We start from the raw sequence: 20,077 nt of genomic DNA on the forward strand, positions 1-20,077 counted from the left end.
TCGTCCCCGGGATCGGCATCTGAATGGACTCGGACCGCGCCGGGATCTGACCTGGCTTCTCAGCGGGATCAACGAATGCCGATTCCCTCGGGAAACGCAGGTAGCGGCCGTGAGCCGCTCTTTCACACAAGCGAGTCGGGAAATACCCCATCGAGAGTGTGGCGCGCCGATTCATCGGCACAGCGCGTAGCGATCACTCCGCAAGGGAGGGAATCGCAGGCGTCCGAACGCATCGGGCGCCACGCACCGCACACGATCAGATGGGCGGATGGATCAACCCGGGTAGGGCCACGGGTTGGGCGCGCACCCGTCGAGCCCGAGCGACTGCTGCTGCATCACCGGCGCGGGCGCCCCGATTCCGGGGCACTCCACATGACCGAACCCGAGAAGGTGACCCACCTCGTGGTTCACCACGTAACGCCGGTAGCCGGTGAGGTCTCCGCGATAGTCGGGGTGCCCCTCGACCCAGCGGTGGTGATTGACCACGGCGTCCGGCCCGGAACGGCACGACAGCGGGCCACCGGTGTCGATCGGCGCGCAGAGCCGTGTGGTCGTGTCCGGGCCGGCGAGCCGCACCACGATCTCGGCCGCACCCGCGGTGCGCGTGAACGTCGCGTCCCGGCCCCAGCCTCGGGGGTCGTTGAGCGTGCGCATCACGAATCGCGCGAAGGCCGCAGGCTCGATCGGGAGCCCGTCCTCCACCTCCACGCGCACGGTCCGCACCACCCCCGGCACGGGCGCCGATGTCGATACCGGCACCACCGTGAACACGCCCGTCCCGACGAGAGGCACCTCGCGCGTGACGATCCCGGCGACGGCGTCGGGCCCGCTCACCGCCGCCACGACCGGGACGGGAGCAGGTGGCGCGGCAACCGGTTCGCGGGCAACGGGAGCGTCGACGACATCGGGGGGCTGCGCAGGTCCGGCCCCGGCGACGACCCCGAGCGGGACCACGCCGAGCACGAAGGCGACAGGAACCAGTCGCACGCGCCGGTTCACCGAACGCATCGCGCCACCCTGTCACCGATCGGGTGTTCCTGCCCGTGGAAACGGCCATATCGATACGGAAAGTGATCACTCCCGCAACCGAATGGCCTGTGGCGTCCGCACCGTCCGTGCGGTTAGCTACTGCCAGTAACGACGGGGGGTGACGTGGGCGGTCGGCACCGGCGGAGTGGACAGCGACGGCGCTGGCCCGTCGTGACGGTCACCGCCTTGCTCGTGGTGGGCGCGGGCGTGGTGCTCGGGACGCGAACCCTCACCGCGTGCCGGCCGGTGGACCTCACCATCGCCGCCGACCCCGCAGTGATCGAGCCCGTGCGCCAGGCGCTCGCTGCCGAACGCCGAGGCGCAGCGAGGTGCGCCTCGGTTCGCGTGATCGAGGCCTCGCCCACGCTGGCGGACGACATCCAGGCCAACGCTCCGGGGCTGCCCGACGTGTGGATCCCGGACTCCTCGCTCGCCCTCGACACGCTGGACACCGCGTCGGGCTCCGTGGTGGACCAGCGGTCGTCACTGGCCTCCTCGCCGATCATGCTGGTGCTCCCCGAGGCCGACGCGGAGCGCTACGGCGACCCCGCGAGGCCCGTGTCGTGGAACACGCTCCTGACCCATGCGAACCCTCCGGCCCTGCCCGATCCCGCCACCGAACACGCCGGACTCGCAGCACTCACCGCCCTGCACATCGCTATCGGTGACGACGACGGCAGACCGCGTCCGGCGTTCGTCGCCGCAGTGCTCTCGCTCTCCCGCGACGCGCCGGCCTCGGTGGCGGCGGGCTTCGACGCCGTGCAGCGCGACGGGAGCACGGCCCGGGCGTTCCTCGCGTCCGAGCAGGCCGTGGTGCGCCACGACCGGCAGCGCGCCGCTGGGAGCGGCGGCGCACCGGTCACGTCCCGCGGGCTGCGGGAAGGGGCCGCTGCTCTGGACTTCCCGTTCGTGCGCATCCGCGCCGGCCGGCCCGCAGGCAGCGACCCCGCGCTCCGCGAGACGATCGACGCCGTCGAGGACCACCTGCACGGTCCGGCGGCGCGAGCGGCGTTCGCCGCCGCGGGGCTGCGCGAACCGGACGGCAGCCGGTTGCCCGGGAACGGGGAGACCGCGCGGCTCACCCTCCAGGCTGCGGCCGCTGCGCCTCCCCCGCGGCCGATCGCGCGCGAGACGCTGCGGCTCTGGGGCCTGCTCACCACGCCGAGCCGGCTTCTGACGGTGATCGACGTGTCCGACTCGATGGCGGAGCCCGCGGGGAGGAGCAACCGCGTGGCGCTCACCGCGGCAGCGGCGCAGACGGGGTTCTCGCTCCTGCCCGACTCGGCATCCGCCGGGCTCTGGACGTTCCCGTCACCTCGCCCACAGGCGGGCCCGTGGCAGGAGCTCGTCCCGCTCGGCCCGCTGACCGAGCCGGCCGCGGGGGAACCCACCCGGCGCACCGCGCTCACCGTCGCCATCGAAGCCCTGCCCGACCGGCTCGGTGAAGAGGGGTCGCTCTACGCCACGGCGCTCGCCGCCACCAGGGCCGTCCGCGGCACCTACGACCCCGGGCATCCGAACACGGTCCTTCTCGTCACCGACGGCACGAACGAAGGGAACGACGCGGTCGACCAGCCCACCGCGCTGGAGGCGCTGCGGGCCGAGGCCAAGCCCGACCAGCCGGTTCCGGTGATCGCGATCGGGCTGGGTCCGGACGTCGACCACGATGCGCTCCGCCGGATCGCGGAGGCCACCGGCGGACGTGCCTACGAGGCGGAGGATCCGGAGGACATCGGCTCGGTCGTGCTCGACGGACTCTTCGGACGCGGTTGCCGGCCGGGCTGCTGAGCACGATCCTCGACGTATGGCCTACGCCCTGGCCGCCGACGTGGTGATGCTGGTGCACTTCGTGTTCCTGCTGTACGTCGCGCTGGGCGGGTTCCTCGCCTGGCGCAGGCCGGGACTGATCGTCCCGCACGTGGCGGCGGCAGCCTGGGGCCTACTCAGTGCAACCGTCGGCATGGACTGCCCGCTCACCGCGTGGGAGGACGCCGCCCGCCGCCACGCAGGCGAGCAGGGACTCCCGCACGGCTTCATCGGCACCTACCTGACCGGCGTGATCTACCCCGCCGACCGTCTCGTCGAGGCACAGCTTCTGGTGGCGAGCGTCGTGCTGGTCTCCTGGATCGGGTTCGCCGTGCGACTGCGCCGCCGCCCGGCCCGCAAGGCGTGATGGCTGCCGCCGCCCGGCCCGCAAGGCGTGATGGCTGCCGCCGGCCACGCGCCTCCGGGCCGTCGACCCGGCGGTGGTGTGCGGCTCCCGCTGATCAGCGGCCGGGGTCGCGGTCGGAACCGCGCTCGTCCCACTCGCGGTCGGACTCGTCTGCGGCTGCGGTGCGCTCGTGCGCGATCTCGAGCGCCCGCGCCGCCGTCTCGCGGTCGGGGTAGGGGCCCAGCCGATCGGCGGCCCGGCAGCCCTCCGGCGGCTCGACGGTGCCGTGCTTGAGGCAATAGAACCATTGCTGATCGCTCATGTGTGAAGGGTGGCACTCCGTGGCGTCCGCCGCTCGCCACGATCGGGGTGCGGCAGCATGACGGCTCATGGACGTCACCTGGTTGCGTAGCGACACCCTCGAGGTGGGCGTGATCGCCCACGGAGCACGAATCGTGGCGGTCCGCACGCCCGACCGCGAGGGCCGCTGGGGAGACATCGCACTCGGGCTCGCCGACGAGGACGCCTACCGTCGCGACCGCGACTACCTCGGGGCATGCGTGGGCCGCTTCGCGAACCGGATCGCCGGCGGACGGTTCACCCTGGACGGCACCGAGTACCGGATTCCACAGAACGAACCGGGCGCGGCGCTGCACGGCGGGCCCGAGGCGTTCGAGCACGCCACGTGGGAGAAGGACGAGTCCGGCGCCGGGGCGGTGACGCTGCACCGGCTCAGTCCCGACGGGGAGAACGGCTTCCCCGGAGCACTTCAGGTGAGCGTCACCTACGCGGTCGACGGCGCGGAGCTGCGGATCGAGCACGAAGCCGGCACGGATGCCCCCACCGTGGTCAACCTGACCAACCACACCTACTGGAACCTGGCCGGGGGCGGCAGCGTCGAGGACCACGAGGTGTCGCTGACCGCCTGGCAGTTCCTGCCGGTGGACGAGCACCTCATCCCGTCCGGCTCGCCCGTGGCGGTGGCCGACACACCTTTCGATCTGCGCACGCCGCAGCGGATCGGGGCGCGGCTGCGCGAAGGACACCCGCAGCTGCGAGCCGCTCGCGGCTACGACCACACCTTCGTGATCGACGGACCGAGCGGCGCGCTGCGCACCGCAGCCTTCGTGGTGGAGCCACGCAGCGGGCGGACGCTGCAACTGCGCACCGACCAGCCCGGCGTGCAGTTCTACACGGGCAACATGCTCGACGGCACGCTCGTGCTCCGCGACGGCAGCGCAGCCCGACAGGGCGATGCGTTCTGCCTCGAGCCGCAGGCCTTCCCCGATTCCCCGAACCGGCCCGACTTCACGTCCACTGTCCTGCGCCCCGGCGAGGTCTACCGGTCACGGAGCATCCTGCGCTTCGGCACCACCGGCTGAGTTCGGTCACAAGACGCAAGTCCGAGTGTTCTCCGCCATCCCGTCGTTACGGCGAAAAGCATCGCTAACACGCGCTCCAACCGCCACGATGAGGGAGGAGCAGGGCTTGGGGGTCCTGCAGTTGGACCGACGGGGACAATCGGGGGGACGCTTCGTGAAGGTTGTGCTGTTCTGCGGTGGTTACGGCATGCGGATGCGCGATGGCGTGTCGGATCTGCCGAAGCCGATGCACCCGGTGGGGCCACGGCCGCTGATCTGGCATGTGATGCGCTACTACGCCCACTTCGGACACACGGATTTCGTGTTGTGCCTGGGGTACGGGGCGCATCACATCAAGGACTTCTTCCTGAACTACTCCGAGACGGCCTCCAACGACTTCGTGCTGCGTGGCGGCAGCGTGGAGTTGCTGGGTTCGGACATCCAGGACTGGACGATCACGTTTGTGCACACCGGGTTGGACTCTCCGATCGGGGAGCGGTTGCGGCGGGTGCGGTCGTTGGTGGGTGAGGAGGAGATGTTCCTGGCCAACTACGCCGATGTGCTCACCGACCTGCCGTTGAACGACATGATCGGGAAGTTCGCGGCCTCGGATGCGGTGGGGGCGTTGCTGGCGGTGCCGCCGCAGTCGGCGTTCCACTGTGTGGACGTGGGGTCGGATGATCGGATCTCGGCGATCACCACGTTGCAGCAGATGCCGTTGTGGGAGAACGGCGGGTACTTCGTGTTGCGTCCGGAGATCTTCGACTACATCCCGGAGAACGGGGATCTGATCGCGGACGGGGCCGCGGTGCTGGCCAAGGAGGGCCGGATGATGGCCTATCGGCATCGGGGGTTCTGGCAGCCTGCCGACACGGTCAAGGAGCGCACCGCGCTGGAGGCCGCCTACCAGGGTGGCACCCGGCCGTGGATGCTCTGGGAGAACAGCACAGGCGACCGCGACCCCCTACAGGCCACCATCGCCGAGATGAAGGTGAGCACGGGCCAACCGGAGACGATCACCGTCCCCACACCCCGGTAGCTCCTGGCCCGGCGACCCGGGAGCCGGGTCGCCGGGCGGAACCCCTCAGACGGCGAGCCAGACCGCCGCGTCCGGCGGCAACATCCCGTCCCCGGCATCCGTACCGCTCCCGAGCAGCACGCTCCCCCCGACCGGGAGCTGCGCCGGACCGTCCGACAGGTTCACCACGCAGGCGAAGCCCGCGCCGCGGGAGAACGCGAGCACGCCGGGCTCGCTCGGCAGCCACGTGAACGGCCCGTCGCCCAGCGCCGGGTGCTCGTGCCGCAGCGTCAGCGCCGCCCGGTACAGGCTGAGCATCGACTCCGGGTCGTCCATCTGCGCCTCCACCGTGACGGCCGCGAAGTCCGCGGGCTGCGGCAGCCAGGGCACGGCGTGCGCTCCCGCCGGACTGAAACCGAACGGGGGAGTGGTGCCCGACCAGGGCAGTGGCACGCGGCAGCCGTCGCGGCCGCGGTCGGTGTGCCCGGAGCGGCTCCACGTGGGGTCCTGCAGCACCTCGTCCGGCAGGTCCTCCACCTCCCACAACCCCAGCTCGTCGCCCTGGTAGACGTACGCACCGCCGGGCAGCGCGAACATCAGCAGGGCTGCGGCCCTGGCCCGGCGCCTGCCGAGCTCCCGATCGAAGGCCACGGCGGGAGCGAGGTCTGTGAGGGAGTGCCCCGCGCCGTTGGTGGCCGGGCGACCCAGCCGGGAGACGTGCCGGACGACGTCGTGGTTGGACAGCACCCAGGTCGCGGCCGCGCCCACTGCGGCCACCGTCTCGAGCGAGTGGTCGATGGCGCGGCGCAGGGAAGGCGCGTCCCACGGGGCGCGCAGGAAGTCGAAGTTGAACGCGGTGTGCAACTCGTCCGACCGCAGGTAGCGCGCGAGCCGCTCGGGCGAGTCGACCCACGCCTCGCCGACGAAGACCCGCGGCTCCGCGTAGGAGTCGGCGACACGGCGCCACGCGCGGAAGATGTCGTGCACGCCGTCGCGGTCCCAGTGCGGGTGATTGCCGCGGTCGACCGGGCCGAGCATGCTCTGCTCGTCGTGGCCCACGTCCGGCAGGCCGTCCGACTTGACCAGCCCGTGCGCCACGTCGATGCGGAACCCGTCGACACCCCGGTCGAACCAGAACCGCAGGATCGACTCGAACTCCTCCTGCACCCGCGGGTCGCTCCAGTTGAAGTCGGGCTGGGCCGCGTCGAAGAGGTGCAGGTACCACTCCCCCGGCCTGCCGTCGTCCGTCACCCTGCTCCACGCCGGGCCGCCGAAGACACTGCGCCAGTCGTTGGGCGGTTCGTCGCCACCCGGGCCCCGGCCGGGCCGGAAGTGGTAGCGGCCACGCTCCGGAGATCCGGGGGCGGCCGCGAGCGCCTCCCGGAACCAGGCGTGCTGGTCGGAGCTGTGGTTCGGGACGATGTCGAGGATCACCCGCAGCCCGAGGGCGTGCGCCTCGTCCACCAGCGCCGCCGCCTCGTCACCCGTGCCGAACATCGGCTCCACGGCGCGGTAGTCGGCCACGTCGTACCCACCGTCGGCCATGGGCGAGGGGTACCAGGGGTTGATCCACACCGCGTCGACGCCGAGATCGCGCAGATGCCCGAGCCGGGCGCGGATACCTGCGATGTCGCCGATCCCGTCACCGTTCCCGTCGGCGAAGCTGCGGATGTAGAGCTGGTACACCACGGCGTCGCGCCACCAGGTCTCCACGTCGGTCCGCTGCCCGGCGACCTCGGCCGTGCCCATGCGCTCTCCTCGTCGATCGACTATGTGCCGGAATCATCATCTGATGCCCGGAGCGCACCCGCACGCGTCAGGCGTGAGCGGACTCGATCAGTTCCGCCGCACGCTCGGCGATGGCCAGCACGGTGGCGTTGATGTTCGCGCCCACCATCGACGGCATGACCGACGCATCGGCGACGCGCAGACCGGCGATACCCCGGACGCGGAGCTCGGTGTCGACCACGGCGCCGTCGTCGTCGCCGATTCGGCAGGTTCCCGCGGGGTGCCGGGCGCTGTGTGTGTCCTCGCTGAGGTACTCCCGCCACTGTTCGGGCTCGCGGACGTCCGGGCCCGGCCGAAACTCCGTGTCGCGCCATTCGTCGAGCTCCGCAGCACCACCGATCTCCCGTGCCCTGCGGAGCCCTGTCAGAAGCACCTGTACGTCGTGGGAATCGGTGAGGAACCGGGGGTCGATCAACGGTGGGGTGTCGGCCTGGTCGGATGCGAGCCTGATCCGCCCGCGACTCCTCGGACGGGCCACGACGACGCCCAGCGTGTAGCCCAGATCCGGTCGTCGCACCGTCGGTGGACAGGACGGGAAGGTCCAGCACAACAACTGGACGTCCGGATATCCGATGTCCGAGTCGCTGCGCATCATCACGGTCAGGCTGCGTTCCACATCCCGGTCCGGCACGAGTGGCTTCGTGGCCGAGTAGACGACGTCGGCGATCGCGTGGTCCTGCAGGTTGTCCCCGACCCCGGCAAGGTCGACGACCACCGGTATGCGGTGGCCGCGCAGATCAGCTTCCGGCCCGATACCGGAAAGCAGCAGAAGGTGCGGTGATCCGATCGCTCCCGCCGAGAGAATCACCTCACGGCCGGCCTTCACGCGGTGCACCTGGCGGCCCGTCGAGTATTCCACTCCGCGACAGCGTTCCCCGGAAACGAGAAGTCGACGGGCCAGCGCGCCTGCGGACACCGTGAGATTCGGGCGATCCGCCAGTACCGGTCGGATATAGGCGTCGGCGGCCGACTGACGGACACCGTCGACGATGTTCCTCTCCAGCCATCCCGCGCCCTCCGCGTCGGGGCCGTTGAGGTCGTCCGAGAACGGGATTCCGGCGCCCAGGACGGCATCGCGGAGGGCGAGCGTGAACGGGCCGGCCTGAGCCGACACAGCGACCTGTATCGGCCCGTCAACGCCGCGCCACCGGCTGTTCGGGCCGTCCGCGCGTTCGCTGCGACGGAAGTAGGGCAGCAGGTCGTCGTAACCCCAGCCACTGGCCCCGGCCCGCTCCCAGTCGTCGTAGCTCGACCGGTGGGCACGAATGTGGGCCATCGCGTTGATGCTGCTCGACCCGCCCAGGACTCGACCCCGGGGGTACTCCAGAACAGCTCCGTCCAATGCGGACTGCGGTTCACTGCGAAAGGCCCAGTCGACCGTGGTGCCGGACAACTCGGCAAAAGCGGACGGGATCGCCATCATCTCCGGCCCGTCGACCGGTCCGGCTTCCAGCAACACCACTCGATTATCGGGATTTTCTGACAATCGCGCAGCAATGACGCACCCGGCGGTGCCTGCGCCGACCACCACGAAATCGGCTTCCGGTTGGTGCTCCTGGTCGCTCATCGTTCCTTCCAGGGAAAATCCGTTTCGCGACGTCAGGAAAGTCTAGCCCGGCCGGTCACGCATTCCAGGCACCGTGGGTATGCCGTGACCGATGCAGGTCAGCGGAAACGGGAGAAGTCCGGCGGCCGCTTCTCCGCGAACGCCCGTGCCCCCTCCATGCCCTCCTCGCCGTGGGCGTACTCCTCGAGTCCGTCGAAGGCGAGGTGGGAGATGCCGCTGATGTGGTCGGTGTCGGCATTGAACGAGTGCTTGAGGAACTTGAGCGCGGTCGGCGAGTACGAGCCGATCTTGCGCGCCCATGCCCGAGCCGTGTCGAGCAGGTCAGCCGCCGGAACGACCTCGTTGACCAGGCCCCAGCGCTCCGCGGTGGCGGCGTCGTAGCGGTCGAGCAGGAACCAGATCTGCCGCGCCCGCTTCTCCCCCACGACACGGGCGAGGTAGGCGGAGCCGAACCCGGCGTCGAAGGATCCGACCCGCGGTCCGGCCTGCGCGAAGGTCGCGTGCTCCGCGGCCACGGTGAGATCGCAGAGCACGTGCAGGACGTGACCGCCACCGATCGCGATCCCGTTGACGGCCGCGATCACCGGCTTGGGGATGTCGCGGATGATCCGGTGCAACCGTTCGATCTCGAAGGTCCCCCACTCGGTCTCGCCGTAGCCGCCGGTCTCCGCGCGCTCCTTGACGTCGCCGCCGGTGCAGAACGCGCGGTCACCGGTGGCCGTGAGAATGACGGCTGCGACGCGGCGGTCGGCCCAGGCATGCTTGAACGCAGAGATCAGCTCGTCGACCGTGCGGCCGCGGAAGGAGTTCATCCGCTCCTGCCGGTCGATCGTGATCACAGCGTGGTTGTCGTCCTCGACCACGTATTCGATGTCGGTGAACTCGTCGATCCGCATGCTGCGATGTTGACGGCCGTCATCGCCGCTTGACAAGCTCGACCGGTGGACGACGCGCGCCGCTGCCTGGTGACCGGAGCCGGTCGAGGGATCGGAGCGGCGGTCGCGAAGCGACTATCGGCCGCCGGTCACCGGGTGGCACTCACCTCGCGCAGCGCCGGCGAGCTGGAGGCCTTGGCCGCGCAGCTGCCGGGCCCGTCGCTGATCGTGCCGGCCGACGTCACCGACCCGGAGGCCGTCGAGTGCGCGTTCGCCGACGTGGAACGGGCGTGGGGACCGGTCGAGGTGCTCGTCCTCAGCGCCGGCGCCGGAGCGTCCGCCCCGTTGCGGCGCACCACCGACGCCGACTGGCAGCGGATGCTCGACCTCAACCTCACGGCGCCGTTCCGGATGCTGCGCCGAGCGGTGCCCGGCATGGTCGAGCAGGGGTTCGGCCGCGTGGTGGCCATCGCGTCGATGGCGGCGAAGCAAGGCGAGCCGTACATCGCGGCGTACACCGCGAGCAAGCACGGACTGCTCGGGCTCGTCCGAGCCGCGGCCGCGGAGCTCGCCACCACCGGCGTCACGGTCAACGCGGTGTGTCCGGGCTTCGTCGACACGCCGATGACCGACGTCACCATCGCGTCGATCAGCTCGATCACGGGCCGCACCCCGGAGCAGGCGCGCAAGTGGCTCGAAGGCCGCCAGCCGATCGGCAGACTGATCACCCCGGACGAGGTGGCCGACGCCGTGCTGCTGTGCGTGGCGAGCGCGGCGATCACCGGACAGGGCATCAATGTCGACGGCGGGGCCGTGCAGTCGTGAGCAGGGCAGTCGTGAGCAGCGCAGTCGTGAGCAGGGCAGTCGCGAGCGGAACAGTCATGAGCGGAGCAGACGTGAGCAGGACAGTCGTCGGCGTGGGCGAAGCGAGGCAGTCGTGATCGAGCGCGTCGACCCGCCGGAGCTGGCCCGGCCCTCCGGGTTCGCGCACGCCGTGGTGGCGACCGGACGCACGGTGTTCCTCGCCGGCCAGACCGGGATGGACGCCGCGGGGAACATCGTCCCCGGCGGGCTGGTGGCGCAGTTCGAGCGCGCCCTCGAGAACCTGCTCATCGCGTTGCGGGCCGCGGGCGGCGGGCCGGAGCACCTGGCGCAGCTGACGATCTACATCGTCGACATGGACGGCTACCGCGAACACGCCCGCGAGATCGGCACGGTGTGGCGGCGCCTCGTCGGCGCGCGGTACCCCGCGATGGCGGGCATCGGTGTCGCCCGGCTGTGGGACGCCGAGGCGCTGGTGGAGCTGCAGGGCACCGCGGTGCTGCCCCTCGAGGACTGAGCGCAGCCCGTCACGTCAGGCGGAGCCCCCGCCTCCGAGTCGGCGCGTCTGGCGCTCCAGCACGTCGATCGTGTTCTGCACGTAGTCGGCGATCACCGCGAGCTCGTGTTCGTCGTACTTCTCCATGAAGCCCGCCATGTCGCGGCCGAGCTCGGCGAAGGCGTCACCGGGATCGGCCCGGCGTCCGGGCACAGGGACGACGAGGACACGCCTGCGGTCGGCGGGATCGGGGCTGCGTCGCACGTGACCGGCGCGCTCCAGCCGGTCGACGAGCCCGGTGACCGCACCGGGAGTCAGCCCGGTCAGCTGCGCCAGGCGGCCCGCCGTCATCGGTACCTCGCCGGTCACCAGGGCCAGCGCCCGCTGGTCGGCAGCACTGAGACCGAGGCGGGTGCCGACCGCCTCGTGGAACATCACCACGGCCGTGCTCAGCCGCCGCCCCCACTCGGCGGGGTCGGGGATCTCGCTCATCGTCACTCGCCCTCCGGGCAATTCGGACTCTGGACCGATATTACTTTACCATGCTATACCTTTTAGCATGCTAAACGAACTTCGCGTCGCCATCGCCGTGCCTCGCTGGGCTCTGGGCTTCTTCCGCCGCCATCTGGTCATGGTCGTGGCGCTCTCGGCGGTCCCCGCCGTGGAACGGTTCACGGGGCAGATGAACGCGCGCGACCCCGTCCTGGGGGCCACGCTCGAGCTGACCACCCTGGCGGCGCGCGTCGCATTCATCGCCCTGGTCCTCCGGTTCGCCATCCAGCAGGAGCCGACCATCGGGCCCATCGGTGCGACCGAGGTCGGACGGCGGCTCCGGGCGTTCTCGGCCCAGCACCCGCGGAGCCTGGTGCTGCAGGTCGTGCTGATCGCACTGCTCTTCGTGCTCGCCGACGTCGTGCCCGAGCGGCTCGTCCCCGCCCTGACGCCGGTCGGCCCGCTCTACTGGGCCGTCCTGCTCGCTGCCAAGAACCTCACGGTCATCCCGTTCACCATGATCTGGCTGGTCGGCGCGGTGCGACAGGCGCTGATCACCGCCGCCCCGGCACGAGCCTGAGCCCTCACCGCCCCGCGATCAGCTCCCGGACGTGTGCTCGCGCCGGCTCGGCCAGGAGCTGCGCGAGCTCCGCGAACAGCTCCGCGGCGCGCACGCCGTTCCAGTCCGGCGGCAGCAGGTGCAGCGGCAGGCCCGGGTCGGCATACGGCAGCCGCCGCCAGTCGGTGACGAGACGCACGTAGTCGGCGAAGGCCGCCGCAGGGTCGGGCGAACGCCGCTGCGACCACCGCTCCCGCACCGGACCGTGCCGCTCGAGGAAGGCGGCGTAGAGATCACACAAGCCGTCGAGATCCCACCACTCACGCACGGTGGCGGGCAGGTCCCCGAACGCGAGGTGCTCGCCGCGGAACAGCTGGACGTAACCGTCGAGGCCGAGCCTGCGCAACACGTCGATCACCTCGTCGGCCAGGTGACCGGGCGCGATCCAGACCCCTGGGGCCGCTGTGCCGAACCCCAGCCTGGCCAGCTGTGAACGGAGCGCGTGGCGCTTCTCCCGCTCCGACTCGGGCACCGAGAACACCACGAGCACCCAGCCGTCGCTCTCGGTGGCGCGCCGCCGTCCGAAGATCCGTGCGTCGCCGTCGATGAGGATCTGCCGCGCCGCGGGCGTGAGCACGTACCCGGCAGTGCCGTCGCGCCGGTCGGGCGCGAGCAGGCCCCGGCGCTTGAGCCGCGAGATCGACGAGCGCACCGCGGGCTCCTCCACCCCCAGCCCGGCCAGCAGCCGCACGAGAGCCGCCACCGAGAGCCGACCGTCGTCGTCGCGGGCGTAGAGCCCGTAGAGCGTGACGATCAGCTGTCGGGGCTGCAGGACGCCTCCGACCAGAGGCGCACGGTCGACGGCGGTCACGGGCCCACGATATCGGCCCACCGGTACGTGCTGTTTACTTGACTCTCGTCACGCCCTCGCCATACTCGATCTCACCGGGGAGGAGGTGGCGTCCATGACCGTGTCCCGCAGTGTCGACGCCCGCAGTGACCAGACCGGCGAGGCCCGCCCGCACAGTTCCCACGTCGACCTCTTCTGCCGGGATCACCTCCCACCCCGTGAGCAGTGGCCGCAGATGCAGTTCGACCTGCCGGAGCTGCGATACCCCCACCGGCTCAACGCCGCGCAGGTCCTGGCCACGGCGGCCCCCGACGACCGGCCGTGCGTCCGGGGCTCCGGCGAGGAGTGGACGTACGGACAGCTCCGCAGCCGAGCCGCCCAGATCGCCGCCGTGCTCACCGAGGACATGGGCCTCGTCCCGGGCAACCGCGTGCTGCTGCGCGGACCGAACGAGCCGTGGCTGGTCGCGTGCTGGCTCGGGGTACTGCTCGCCGGTGGCGTCGCCGTGAGCACGATGCCGATGTTGCGCGCGGGCGAGATCACCGCGATCTGCGAGCTCGCCCGGCCGTCACTGGCGCTGTGCCACCACGCCTACACCGAGGCGCTGCCCGCGGACCTGCCCACCGTGGCCTACGCAGGCGACGCCGAGCTCACGGGCCGCAGCGCAGGGAAGGCCACCGACTTCGTCGCCGTCGACACGGCCGCCGACGACGTGGCCCTGCTCGCCTTCACCTCGGGCACCACCGGGCGCCCGAAGGCCACGATGCACGTCCACCGCGACATCCTCGCGATCGCCGACACGTTCTCCCGTCACGTCCTGCACATGCAGCCGACCGACGTCGTGGTCGGCACGCCGCCCGTCGCGTTCACGTTCGGCCTCGGCGGGCTCCTGGTGTTCCCGATGCACGCCGGGGCGAGCACGGTGCTGCTCGACCGCGTCACCCCCGACCAGCTCGCGGACGCCGTCGCCGCGGAGGGCGCCACCGTGCTCTTCACCGCACCCACGGCGTATCGGGCGATACTCGCGGGCGGGCGGCTCGACCGGCTCGCGGGCCTGCGTCGTGCGATCTCCGCGGGCGAGGCGCTGCCGTCGTCGGTCTGGCACGCGGTGTACAACGCCACCGGCCTGCGGATCATCGACGGGATCGGCTCCACCGAGATGCTGCACGTCTTCATCTCCGCCGCCGACGACGACATCCGTCCCGGCTGCACCGGCCGCGCCGTACCCGGCTACCGGGCGGCCATCCTCGACGACGACGGCAACCCCGTGCCCGACGGCACGCCCGGCCACCTCGCCGTGCAGGGCCCCACCGGCTGCCGTTACCTCGACGGCGACCGCCAGCAGAACTACGTCCGGCACGGCTGGAACCACACGGGCGACACGTTCGTCCGCGACGCCGACGGCTACTTCACCTACCTCGCCCGCAGCGACGACATGATCGTCTCCTCCGGCTACAACATCTCCGGCCCGGAGGTCGAGCAGGCGCTGCTGGCGCACCCCGATGTCGTCGACTGCGCGGTGGTCGGCACACCGGACGAGCAGCGCGGCGCGGTCGTCACGGCCTACGTCGTGCTACGCAATGGGGCCGCCCCCGACCCGCTGGCGCTGCAGGACTTCGCCAAGCAGGTGATCGCTCCCTACAAGTACCCGCGGATCGTGCGGTTCCTGCCCGAGCTTCCGCGCACCAGCACCGGCAAGCTCCAGCGCTTCGTGCTCCGCGATCGCGCTGCAACACGAGAGACAACTCCCGACGACGCTGGGGGACGGTAGGCACATGCGGATCGCGGTGGTGGGCGGCGGCCCCGGCGGGCTGTACTTCGCAGCGCTCGCGAAGCAGCTCGACCCGAGCCACGACGTGACGGTGTGGGAGCGCAACGCCGCGGACGACACGTTCGGCTTCGGCGTGGTGTTCTCCGACGAGACGCTGGGCGGCATCGAGCACGCCGACCCCGCCGTGTTCGCGGCGATGCAGCGGCACACCGCGCGGTGGGACGACATCGACGTCCACTTCCGCGGCACGGTCACCACCTCGGGCGGCCACGGGTTCTCGGCGATGAGCCGCAAGGAGCTCCTCGCGATCCTGCAGCAGCGCTGCGCCGAGGTGGGCGTCGTGGTGCACTTCCGCACGCCGGCACCTCCACTTGCCACGCTGCGCACCTCGCACGACCTGGTGATCGCCAGCGACGGCGCCAACTCCGCCGTCCGCGCGGCGGGAAACTTCGGCGGCGCGGTCAGCACGGGGCGCAGCCGGTACATGTGGCTGGGCACCGACCACGTGCTCGAGGCCTTCACGTTCGACGTCCGGGAGATCGCGCACGGGGTCGTGCAGCTGCACGGCTACCCCTACAGCAGCGACGCAAGCACCGTGATCGTCGAGATGCACGAGGACGTCTGGCGCCGGGCGTTCGGCGACATCGCGTCGCGCGACCTCGCCCCCGGTGAGAACGACACCGCCTCCATCGCCGCCATCGCCGACCTCTACGCCGACCTGCTCGGCGACGCGAAGCTCTCGGGCAACAACTCGCGTTGGCTCGCCTTCCCCACCGTCACCACCACCACCTGGCGCGAGGGCAACGTCGTGCTGCTCGGCGACGCCGCCCACACCGCCCACTTCTCCATCGGCTCGGGCACCAAGCTCGCCATGGAGGACGCCCTCGCTCTGGTGGCCTGCCTGCACGAGCAGCCCGACCTCGACACCGCGCTCTCGGCCTACGAGGAGGAGCGGCGGCCGGTGGTGCTCTCCACCCAGCGTGCCGCCCAGGCGAGCCGCGAGTGGTTCGAGGACATCGGCCACTACGTGCACCAGCACCCCACACAGTTCGCGTTCAACATCGTCACCCGTAGCCGCCGGGTCACCCACGACAACCTGCGCGTGCGCGATCCCGAGTTCGTGGCCGCCACCGAACGCTGGTTCGCGGGCGAGGAGCACACGGCACCGCCGATGTTCCAGCCGTTCCGGCTCGGGAACCTGCCGCTGCGCAACCGGGTGGTCGTCTCCGCCATGGACATGTACCGCGCCGACGACGGGCTGCCCGGCGACTTCCACCTCGTGCACCTGGGCAGCAAGGCCATGGGCGGCGCCGGACTGGTGATGACCGAGATGGTGTGCGTCAGTCCCGAAGGCCGGATCTCCCCCGGATGCACGGGCCTCTACACGCCCGAACAGGAGGCCGCCTGGACCAGGGTGGTCGACTTCGTGCACACCCAGAGCGACGCCAAGATCGGCGTGCAGATCGGCCACTCCGGGCGTAAGGGCTCCACGAAGCTCATGTGGGAGGGGATCGACGAGCCGTTGCCCGAGGGCAACTGGGAGATCGTCGCGCCGTCGCCGATCCCCTACTCCCCCGCCAACGCCGTGCCGCGGGAGCTCGACACGGACGAACTGACCGGCATCCGCGAGCAGTTCGTGGTCGCCACCCGAGCCGCCGCGCGTGCCGGGTTCGACGTGCTGGAGCTGCACTGCGCCCACGGCTACCTGCTGTCGTCATTCCTCTCACCGCTGTCCAACACCCGCACCGACCGCTACGGCGGCGACGTCGAGGGTCGCCTGCGCTTTCCGCTCGAAGTGTTCGACGCCGTGCGTGCGGCATGGCCCGCGGAGCGGCCGATGACCGTGCGGATCTCTGCCACCGACTGGTACGACGGCGGGATCGACGTCGACGACGCCGTGGTGATCGCCCGGGCGTTCGCCGAGCACGGGGCGGCCGGCATCGACGTGTCGACCGGGCAGGTCGTGTCCGAGGAGCAGCCCGCGTTCGGACGCAGCTACCAGACGCCGTTCGCCGACCGGATCCGCAACGAGGTCGGTCGCGAGCTCGGTGTGGCGGTGATCGCGGTGGGTGCGATCTCCTCGTGGGACGACGTCAACTCGATCCTCCTGGCCGGGCGCGCTGACCTGTGCGCCATCGGCAGGCCCCACCTCTACGACCCGCACTGGACCTTGCACGCCGCAGCCGATCAGGGGTACACGGGGCCGGCCGTGTCGTGGCCGAAGCCGTTCGCCGCGGGTAGCCGGAAGCCCCGCGCCGGCCGGACCGATGATCCCCGGCCGCGCCTGGAGCTCATCCGCAGCACGACGGCGGGCACGCGACACCAGCGGTGGCGACCCGGACGGGAAGCCTAGGCAGGTGGGGCCGGCGGAGGGGTCAGGACGACAGCCGGTCCGGCCCGATGGCAGCGGACTCGTCCCCGTCGTGCACCCGCCGGGCCATGTCGGCGATCCCGTGGATCGAGCAGGGCCACGGCATGGACGGCAGGCCGGTGCCGCCCTTCGTGCACGTGCGGCAGCGCCCGGCCGCATCCGGCACGTGCTCCACGAGCAGGCGCTGCCAGACCTCCACCATCGGGGCGAGCTCGTCGGCGACCCTCCGGTGCTCACCACCCGGGGAGCCCGAACGATCGTCGCGGGGCGGGGCGGGGCGGATGTCCGCCACCCGGATCGGCACCGCAGGTACGGCCTCGAGCAGGGGCCTCCCGCGATCGTTCAGCCGGGTCGCGCTTCGTCCTGCACCCCAGGAGTAACTCATGGCTTCCCCCCGCTCGCCGTACCCCGGATGTCACCCAGTTGGGTGGTGTCCCCGTATACGATCTTTGCCGTAAAGCCTTGCATCCGCAAGTACTCCTGCACAACCATCTGCACGTGCAGGTAAAGTACCTCAGAGTGACCTGGCGTAAGAGTTCGGTGAGCAACCCTAGCGGCAACTGCGTTGAGCTGGCCGAACTCGCCGATGGGACGGTGGCGGTGCGAAACTCCCGGGAGCCCCACGGCCCGGTGCTGATCTACACTCGGGCCGAGATCGCAGCCTTCCTCGAGGGTGTTCACCGGGGAGAGTTCGACGATCTCGCAGGATGAGCGCACGTCGGATGCCATACACCCGCTTGTCGGAACGACACGGGCTGGGCAGAGTGTTAGCTCTCATCAATCTGCGCGAGCGAGTGAGCGGTACTCCGGGGGGAGCGCGTACGGCGATGACCGGTGTGGCGACGACTCAATCATCAGGCGTATACGCGCCCACCACAGGCGTTGCGACGCGCGCCGCGGCGATCGCGCGGCGACTGTGAACGTGCTGCCCGACAAGATCGGGCCCGAGGACGGCGGAGCCGACGGCGTCACGCCCGATGACAAGCCCGGCAACCACCCCACCACCGACGACGGGGGCGCCATGCCCGGAGGCACCGGGAACATCGTGCGCCCGACCAGCATCATCCGGGGCGCGGGCGGCGGACCCACGGTGTTGCGGATCGGCCTCGGAGGTGAGCTGCGCCGTAGGCGCGAGGCCGCAGGCGTCACCCGCGAGGCCGCGGGCGAGGCCATCCGCGCCTCCCCCGCGAAGATCAGCAGGCTCGAGCTCGGTCGCGTCGGGTTCAAGGAGCGCGACGTCGCCGACCTGCTCACCCTCTACGGCGTCGGCGAGGGCGAGGAACGTGCCCAGTTCCTCGCACTGGCCCGCCAGGCCAACGCGCCGGGCTGGTGGCACCGCTACGCCGACCTGCTGCCCACATGGTTCGAGACCTACATCGGTTTGGAACAGGCCGCATCGGTGATCCGGACCTACGAGCTGCAGTTCGTTCCCGGGCTTTTGCAGACCGCCGATTACGCGCGAGCCGTCACCCGGCTCGGCCACACCGACGCGGCGGAGGTCGAGCGCCGCGTCGAGCTGCGGATGCGACGCCAGGAACTGCTCACCGCGGTGGCCGCCCCGACGCTGTGGGCGGTGATCGACGAGGCGGCGCTGCGGCGGCCGCTCGGCGGACCCGAGCTCAGCCGCGCGCAGCTCACGCACCTGATCGAGATGAGCGAGCTGCCGAACGTCTCCCTACAGATCGTGCCCTTCAGCTACGGCGGGCACGCCGCCGCGGGTGGTTCGTTCTCCCTCCTGCGGTTCCCGGAGCCGGATCTGCCCGACGTCGTCTACATCGAGCAGCTCTCGAGTGCGCTCTACCTCGACAAGCGGCCCGACGTCGAGCGCTACGCCGCCGTCATGGATCGGCTCTGCGCTCAGGTCGACCCGCCGGACCGCACGGCGCAGATCATCACGCGGATCCGCGCCGAGATCTGAGCCCCGATCCGAGTCGCAACCTGCCCCGTAGTCTCGGACGATGCGGCGAAAGCTCCGGTCCCCACTTCCGCAACGGCACGGCCTCGACGCCGTGCGGCTGCGGACGCCTGCCGAGGGGTCCTGGACGACGATGCGCGACCACCTCGTGGAGCGACTGCCCCGCGTCGACCCGGCCCGCATCGACAGCATGCTGCGCGAGCAGCGGATCGTCGACCTCAGCGGTCCGATCGCACCGGACGCGCCGTTCGTCCCCGAGTCGTTCCTGTGGTTCCACCGGGACCTGCCGACCGAGGTGCCGGTGCCGTTCGAGATCCGCACCGTGCACCGCGACGAGGACCTGGTGGTGATCGACAAGCCACACTTCCTGGCCACGATCCCGCGCGGACAGCACATCGTGGAGACCGCGCTCGTGCGGTTGCGCCGGGAGCTCGGCCTGCCCACTCTCAGCCCGGCGCACCGGCTGGACCGCGTGACCGCCGGACTGCTCATGTTCGTGGTGCGCCCGGAGCGGCGCGGCGCCTACCAGACGCTGTTCCGGGACCGGCTGGTCCGCAAGACCTACGAGGCCATCGCACCGTACGACCCGCAGCTGACGTTCCCCCGCACCGTGCGCAGCAGGATCATGAAGGAACGGGGCATCATCTGCGCGCGTGAGGAGCCGGGCCCGGTCAACGCCGAGACGCTGATCGAACTGCTGGAACACCGCGAGGGCCCGGACGGCCGGCGGCTCGGCCGCTACCGCCTCGCCCCGCACACCGGCCGTACCCATCAGCTGCGGCTGCACATGAGCGGTCTCGGGCTGCCGATCCTCGGCGACGACTTCTACCCCGTGCTCACCGAGAAACCCCTCGATGACTTCAGCCGCCCGCTGCAACTGCTCTCCGCCACGCTGGATTTCACCGATCCGGTGAGCGGTGAGGAGCGCAGCTTCCGCACCCGGCTCGCGCTGCAGTCCTTCACGTCCTACGGCGAATGGGCGGGATCGGGGTCGGCCGCGAGCGCGTGAGC

General features: G+C 71.0%; 20 protein-coding genes. 12 read left to right on the forward strand and 8 right to left on the reverse strand.

Going from position 1 to position 20,077, the window contains the following annotated elements:
• Positions 1-273 precede the first annotated feature (273 nt).
• Positions 274-1,008, reverse strand: coding sequence for a DUF3152 domain-containing protein (locus ACQPZQ_RS26305; protein ID WP_433284951.1), 735 nt, complete (start codon positions 1,006-1,008; stop codon positions 274-276).
• Positions 1,009-1,200: 192 nt separating this feature from the next.
• Between ACQPZQ_RS26305 and ACQPZQ_RS26310 the strand changes: the two genes are divergently transcribed.
• Both ACQPZQ_RS26310 and ACQPZQ_RS26315 read left to right on the forward strand, forming a co-directional pair.
• Complete coding sequence (locus ACQPZQ_RS26310) at positions 1,201-2,817, forward strand: substrate-binding domain-containing protein (RefSeq protein WP_433284953.1); 1,617 nt, start codon at positions 1,201-1,203, stop codon at positions 2,815-2,817.
• 16 nt (positions 2,818-2,833) lie between these two features.
• Positions 2,834-3,202, forward strand: a complete 369-nt coding sequence (locus ACQPZQ_RS26315) for a DUF2784 domain-containing protein (protein WP_433284955.1) — start codon at positions 2,834-2,836, stop codon at positions 3,200-3,202.
• A gap of 94 nt (positions 3,203-3,296) precedes the next feature.
• Here ACQPZQ_RS26315 and ACQPZQ_RS26320 read toward each other — a convergent pair whose 3' ends face one another.
• Positions 3,297-3,503, reverse strand: coding sequence for a hypothetical protein (locus ACQPZQ_RS26320; RefSeq protein ID WP_241043272.1), 207 nt, complete (start codon positions 3,501-3,503; stop codon positions 3,297-3,299).
• 67 nt (positions 3,504-3,570) lie between these two features.
• On the opposite strand from ACQPZQ_RS26320, the gene ACQPZQ_RS26325 reads away from it, so the two are divergent.
• Together ACQPZQ_RS26325 and ACQPZQ_RS26330 are read left to right on the forward strand one after the other, a co-directional pair.
• The gene (locus ACQPZQ_RS26325; protein WP_433284957.1) at positions 3,571-4,563 is read left to right on the forward strand and encodes an aldose epimerase family protein; all 993 of its coding nucleotides are present in this window, start codon (positions 3,571-3,573) and stop codon (positions 4,561-4,563) included.
• Between the two features lie 154 nt (positions 4,564-4,717).
• Positions 4,718-5,581 carry a glucose-1-phosphate cytidylyltransferase gene (locus ACQPZQ_RS26330; protein ID WP_433284959.1) on the forward strand — a complete coding sequence of 288 codons (864 nt, stop codon included), beginning with the start codon at positions 4,718-4,720 and terminating at the stop codon, positions 5,579-5,581.
• 45 nt (positions 5,582-5,626) lie between these two features.
• On the opposite strand, the gene ACQPZQ_RS26335 is transcribed toward ACQPZQ_RS26330, so the two are convergent.
• The 3 genes from ACQPZQ_RS26335 to ACQPZQ_RS26345 all read right to left on the reverse strand — a co-directional run bounded on the left by ACQPZQ_RS26335 (position 5,627) and on the right by ACQPZQ_RS26345 (position 9,811).
• Positions 5,627-7,309: a glycoside hydrolase family 13 protein gene (locus ACQPZQ_RS26335; protein ID WP_433284961.1), complete on the reverse strand. Its 1,683-nt coding sequence runs from the start codon at positions 7,307-7,309 to the stop codon at positions 5,627-5,629.
• A gap of 67 nt (positions 7,310-7,376) precedes the next feature.
• Positions 7,377-8,915, reverse strand: a complete 1,539-nt coding sequence (locus ACQPZQ_RS26340) for a GMC family oxidoreductase (protein WP_433284963.1) — start codon at positions 8,913-8,915, stop codon at positions 7,377-7,379.
• Positions 8,916-9,013: 98 nt separating this feature from the next.
• Positions 9,014-9,811 (reverse strand): enoyl-CoA hydratase-related protein, encoded by a 798-nt coding sequence (locus ACQPZQ_RS26345; RefSeq protein ID WP_433284965.1) that lies wholly within the window; start codon positions 9,809-9,811, stop codon positions 9,014-9,016.
• A 45-nt stretch (positions 9,812-9,856) separates the two neighbouring features.
• On the opposite strand from ACQPZQ_RS26345, the gene ACQPZQ_RS26350 reads away from it, so the two are divergent.
• Together ACQPZQ_RS26350 and ACQPZQ_RS26355 are read left to right on the forward strand one after the other, a co-directional pair.
• Positions 9,857-10,615, forward strand: a complete 759-nt coding sequence (locus ACQPZQ_RS26350) for an SDR family NAD(P)-dependent oxidoreductase (RefSeq protein ID WP_433284967.1) — start codon at positions 9,857-9,859, stop codon at positions 10,613-10,615.
• A 115-nt stretch (positions 10,616-10,730) separates the two neighbouring features.
• Positions 10,731-11,129: a RidA family protein gene (locus ACQPZQ_RS26355; protein ID WP_433299372.1), complete on the forward strand. Its 399-nt coding sequence runs from the start codon at positions 10,731-10,733 to the stop codon at positions 11,127-11,129.
• 15 nt (positions 11,130-11,144) lie between these two features.
• Here ACQPZQ_RS26355 and ACQPZQ_RS26360 read toward each other — a convergent pair whose 3' ends face one another.
• Entirely contained in the window at positions 11,145-11,600 is a 456-nt protein-coding gene (locus ACQPZQ_RS26360) for a MarR family winged helix-turn-helix transcriptional regulator (protein ID WP_433284969.1), read from the reverse strand.
• Between the two features lie 67 nt (positions 11,601-11,667).
• Between ACQPZQ_RS26360 and ACQPZQ_RS26365 the strand changes: the two genes are divergently transcribed.
• On the forward strand, positions 11,668-12,180 hold the full coding sequence (locus ACQPZQ_RS26365) for a hypothetical protein (RefSeq protein WP_433284971.1): 513 nt from the start codon (positions 11,668-11,670) through the stop codon (positions 12,178-12,180).
• A gap of 4 nt (positions 12,181-12,184) precedes the next feature.
• On the opposite strand, the gene ACQPZQ_RS26370 is transcribed toward ACQPZQ_RS26365, so the two are convergent.
• Complete coding sequence (locus tag ACQPZQ_RS26370; RefSeq protein WP_433284973.1) at positions 12,185-13,030, reverse strand: PaaX family transcriptional regulator; 846 nt, start codon at positions 13,028-13,030, stop codon at positions 12,185-12,187.
• Positions 13,031-13,124: 94 nt separating this feature from the next.
• On the opposite strand from ACQPZQ_RS26370, the gene ACQPZQ_RS26375 reads away from it, so the two are divergent.
• Both ACQPZQ_RS26375 and ACQPZQ_RS26380 read left to right on the forward strand, forming a co-directional pair.
• Complete coding sequence (locus ACQPZQ_RS26375; RefSeq protein WP_433284975.1) at positions 13,125-14,780, forward strand: AMP-binding protein; 1,656 nt, start codon at positions 13,125-13,127, stop codon at positions 14,778-14,780.
• A 4-nt stretch (positions 14,781-14,784) separates the two neighbouring features.
• Positions 14,785-17,133 (forward strand): bifunctional salicylyl-CoA 5-hydroxylase/oxidoreductase, encoded by a 2,349-nt coding sequence (locus tag ACQPZQ_RS26380; RefSeq protein ID WP_433284977.1) that lies wholly within the window; start codon positions 14,785-14,787, stop codon positions 17,131-17,133.
• 22 nt (positions 17,134-17,155) lie between these two features.
• Here the strand turns inward: ACQPZQ_RS26380 and ACQPZQ_RS26385 are convergent, their stop codons facing one another.
• Entirely contained in the window at positions 17,156-17,536 is a 381-nt protein-coding gene (locus ACQPZQ_RS26385) for a hypothetical protein (RefSeq protein ID WP_433284979.1), read from the reverse strand.
• A 113-nt stretch (positions 17,537-17,649) separates the two neighbouring features.
• On the opposite strand from ACQPZQ_RS26385, the gene ACQPZQ_RS26390 reads away from it, so the two are divergent.
• The 3 genes from ACQPZQ_RS26390 to ACQPZQ_RS26400 all read left to right on the forward strand — a co-directional run bounded on the left by ACQPZQ_RS26390 (position 17,650) and on the right by ACQPZQ_RS26400 (position 20,075).
• The gene (locus ACQPZQ_RS26390) at positions 17,650-17,862 is read left to right on the forward strand and encodes a DUF397 domain-containing protein (protein ID WP_433284981.1); all 213 of its coding nucleotides are present in this window, start codon (positions 17,650-17,652) and stop codon (positions 17,860-17,862) included.
• A 310-nt stretch (positions 17,863-18,172) separates the two neighbouring features.
• A complete protein-coding gene (locus ACQPZQ_RS26395) occupies positions 18,173-19,069 on the forward strand; it encodes a helix-turn-helix domain-containing protein (RefSeq protein ID WP_433299374.1) in 897 nt (298 codons plus the stop codon).
• A 40-nt stretch (positions 19,070-19,109) separates the two neighbouring features.
• Positions 19,110-20,075, forward strand: coding sequence for an RluA family pseudouridine synthase (locus tag ACQPZQ_RS26400; RefSeq protein ID WP_433284983.1), 966 nt, complete (start codon positions 19,110-19,112; stop codon positions 20,073-20,075).
• Positions 20,076-20,077 lie beyond the last annotated feature (2 nt).

Origin of the sequence: Pseudonocardia sp. CA-142604 (assembly GCF_050948475.1) — a bacterium.
GTDB classification, from domain to species: Bacteria; Actinomycetota; Actinomycetes; order Mycobacteriales; family Pseudonocardiaceae; genus Pseudonocardia; species Pseudonocardia alaniniphila.